The 3,354-nt window shown below is 64.0% G+C and carries 3 protein-coding genes; 2 read left to right on the forward strand and 1 reads right to left on the reverse strand.

Annotated elements, in window-relative coordinates; all coding sequences use genetic code 11:
• Both EN879_RS29025 and EN879_RS29030 read left to right on the forward strand, forming a co-directional pair.
• Positions 1-425, forward strand: a 425-nt coding sequence (locus EN879_RS29025) for an FAD-dependent oxidoreductase (protein ID WP_206521023.1), incomplete at its 5' end; no start/stop codon positions are given.
• Between the two features lie 210 nt (positions 426-635).
• On the forward strand, positions 636-1,046 hold the full coding sequence (locus EN879_RS29030) for a hypothetical protein (protein WP_013529299.1): 411 nt from the start codon (positions 636-638) through the stop codon (positions 1,044-1,046).
• Positions 1,047-1,160: 114 nt separating this feature from the next.
• Here EN879_RS29030 and EN879_RS29035 read toward each other — a convergent pair whose 3' ends face one another.
• Complete coding sequence (locus EN879_RS29035; protein WP_027163147.1) at positions 1,161-3,248, reverse strand: ATP-binding protein; 2,088 nt, start codon at positions 3,246-3,248, stop codon at positions 1,161-1,163.
• Positions 3,249-3,354: the final 106 nt, after the last annotated feature.

Below are 3,354 nucleotides of genomic sequence, written 5' to 3' on the forward strand. Positions count from 1 at the left end.
AACGCAGCGCGAGCGAGCCGCCGGGGCTGTTTGCCTGCGACGCCGGCAAGGATGCGGAGCATGCGGCGCTCGTCGTGTTCGCCGGCGGCTCGCTCGCGCTGCGTTGGCGCGACCTCGGCGAGGCGGAACTGCGTGCGGAGGTGACCGGCCGGCTGGAGGCAGCCCTTGGTCCGGATGCCGGTGACGTCATCGATTTCAGTTTGCGTGACTGGACAGGAGATCGCTGGAGCGGCGGCGCGTACAGCGATCTTATTGTCGATGTTACAGCGACAGACGCCGAGCGAACGATCCTTGCCGGCGCACCGCCGGTGTATCTCGCCTCTTCAGAACTCTCGCCATCGTTTCCGGGGTATGTCGAGGGCGCCATCATTGCCGGGCGCATCGCCGCGCACAAGATCATTGCCGAGCTTCAAGCTCCGGGCTGAGCCTGATCTTTTCGAAAGACTGTTCGGTAAGATCGGTCAAGTTGCGCCTCGAGCCTCGGCGCCGTCGAAGCCATGCCCGATTTTGCCCGACTTCGCCCGAAATGCTGTTTCGAATTCGTTACAGTGCCAATCCTTCGCCACCCCATCACCGTTACAAAGCGCGGATAAGTTCATTTCACCGCCAAAAGAAACTCAGCGAAGGGGAAGGTAATGCATGCAAAAATCCAGACGATCCGCGGCGAGAGCCGCCTTCAGGCTCCAGAGCGCAATGACCGCCGTCCGAAACTGGCGCTGCGCCAGCGGGCCAGCGACCACCCCATGGCGATGTTCATGGTGCTGGCTGCTTGCGCCTTCGTCGGCATGGCGTTCACGCCGACAATCGGGCCGGCCTTCGCTTCGTTGAATCCGCCGGCCAATCTCATCGACGGCGCGCAGACGACGACCAGGACCGCGCGTCTGCCGGTGCCGTTGACCGACTTCGCCTGCAAGGGCCAGGCCTGGGGTGCCGAGAGCATGGATTGCCTGCGCGCCATCGCCGAACAGTCCGGAACACACAAAAGCCGGGCGATCCGCATGATCGCCAATGCCGCGCCGTTGACCGGCACGCCGAATATTTTCTGATTTCCGTCGAAGCATGGTCCCGAAAACCGTTCCCGTTTTGTGGATCATGCTCTGACCTCCCCGAGCGCCCTCCAGTGCGCTCCTTTTGGCTCCCGCCCCCGGGAGCCTCTTTTTTTATCCTTTCAAGGCCGCCTGTTCGGCGATGGCGGAGAGCACGCTGCGCACATCCAGCGTGCTGAACGGCTTTTCCAGAATCTGCGGTCGCTGGTGCGCCGGCAAGGCTTCGATTTCGGCTTTGGCACCGATCAGGTCTCCGGTGACCAGCACGAAACGCCGCGCCAAATCGGGCTTTTCGGCGAGCAGCTCACGATAGATCGATATGCCGCTGACGCCGGGCATGCGCAGGTCCGAAAAAACGATGTCCGGCGGCATGTGGCCGCTCAAGGTGGCGGCGGCCGATTCCCAGACCGGCACGATCCGCGACTTGATGCCCATCAGTTCGAGGATGTCGGAGAGTGACCCGGCGACATCCGGCTCGTCGTCGATGATCAAGGCATGGCGCAGGCCGCTCGATCGCGGCTGGTTGTCGCCGGCGGTGGCGAGGCCGGCCACGATGGCCGGCAGCTGGACGACGAAACGCGCGCCTCTCGGGAGCACTTCCTCGAACCAGACATTGCCATTGTGCCGCTCGATGATCGATTTCGAGATCGACAGGCCGATGCCGGTGCCGACGCCGACCGGCTTGGTGGTGAAATAGGATTCGAAGATGCGGCCGCGGATCGCTTCCGGCACGCCGGGCCCATTGTCCTCGACCGAGAAGCAGGGATGATCCCGGTCGCTGCGGAACGTCCGCACCTTGATCAGCCGGTCGCCGGCAATGCCAGCCAAAGCGTGCTGGCTGTTGATGAGGAAATTGGCCGCCACCTGCGTCACATGGTCGGCGTCGGCCATGGCCAGCAGCGGGCCTGCGGCGAAATCGGTGTCGATGATGATGCCGCTTGAGCGCGCGCCATAGGCGGTCACTTCAAGTGCCGCCCGGATCACCTGGTTGAGGTCGGTCTCGGCTTGTGCCGCGGGATGGAGGCGGACCATCGACAGGAAGCTCTTGACGATGCGGCCGCAGCGCTCGGCGGCCGCGCGGACCTTTTCGGCGCGCACCTTGGTTTGCGGATCGGAGGCGAATTCGTGCAGCAGCGTCGATTGCGCCACAACCACGGCCAGCGGGTTGTTGAGCTCGTGCGACACACCGGCCAGCAACGAACCCATCGCCGCCATCTTCTCGTTCTGGTGCAGCTTCTCGCGTTGCCGGCCGATTTCCTCCTCGGCGCGCAATTTGTCGCGCAGGTCGCGGATGGAGCCGAAGATCAGGCGGCGGTCGGCAACCCGCATCTCGGTGGCCGTCAGCTCGATCGGGAACACTTCGCCGGCGGCATTCTGGGTCACCGTCTCGAGCCGCTGGCCGACCATCGGCGCGCCGCGGCCGGACATGTATTCGGCTCCTGAGGCATAGCCCTTGCGGTAGTAGATCGGCACGATCGTATCGAGCAGGTCCTTGCCGAGGATGTCGCTGCGCTGGAAGCCGAACATCTTCTCGGCGGCCGGATTGAATTCGATGATCGAGCCGGTCTCGTCGATGACGACAATGGCGTCGAGCGAGGCCTGCAGCATGGTGCGGCGAATGACCTCGCTGGCGTGGGCGTCGGAGGGCGAGCGCTCTATGGCGTCGCCGATGGCCAGCGCGATGATGTGCAGCGTCGCCTCTTCCTCGTCGGTCCATGCACGCTCGTTGATGCAGTCATTGACCGCCAGCGTGCCCCAGAGATGGCCGTGCGCGAAGACCGAGACCGAGAGGAACGATTTGATGTTCTGCTTCTCGAAATCGGTCCTCAGGAAGCCTTCGAGGTCGCGCGTATGACCGGCGAAGATCTTGCCTTGCCTCTCGTCCTCGGCAAGCCGCTCCAGCAGCGGGTCGGAATTGACGATCGATTGCATGATGACGGTCGGTGATGCCAGTTCGCCGCCGAAAAGAGGGTCGATCCAGTAGGCGGCGACGGATTGGGCGAAGCCCTGGCCAGGCAGTTCGCGCAAGCGAAACAGGATGCCGCGCTGGCAATCCATGGCCCGGCAGAGCGTTTCCAGTATGCCGTCCATCTCGCGCTGCCAGTCGCCGGCCTCGCGCAGCCGGCGAACGACGCGCACGGCCGCCATCGCCGCGCCCTGCCTGAACCCTTGCATATCGGTGCTTGCTGCTTCAGCGATCATCTTGTGCTGTCATTCCGGAGTCGCGCCAATTCGGCCGGCGAGCAACTACATCCTTCTGGCCCGGTGCTCAGTTGCCGTCGCCGGCCGGCAGCGAGAAGATATAGCC

This window comes from Mesorhizobium sp. M7A.F.Ca.AU.002.02.1.1, from assembly GCF_003998535.1.
GTDB classification, from domain to species: Bacteria; Pseudomonadota; Alphaproteobacteria; order Rhizobiales; family Rhizobiaceae; genus Mesorhizobium; species Mesorhizobium ciceri.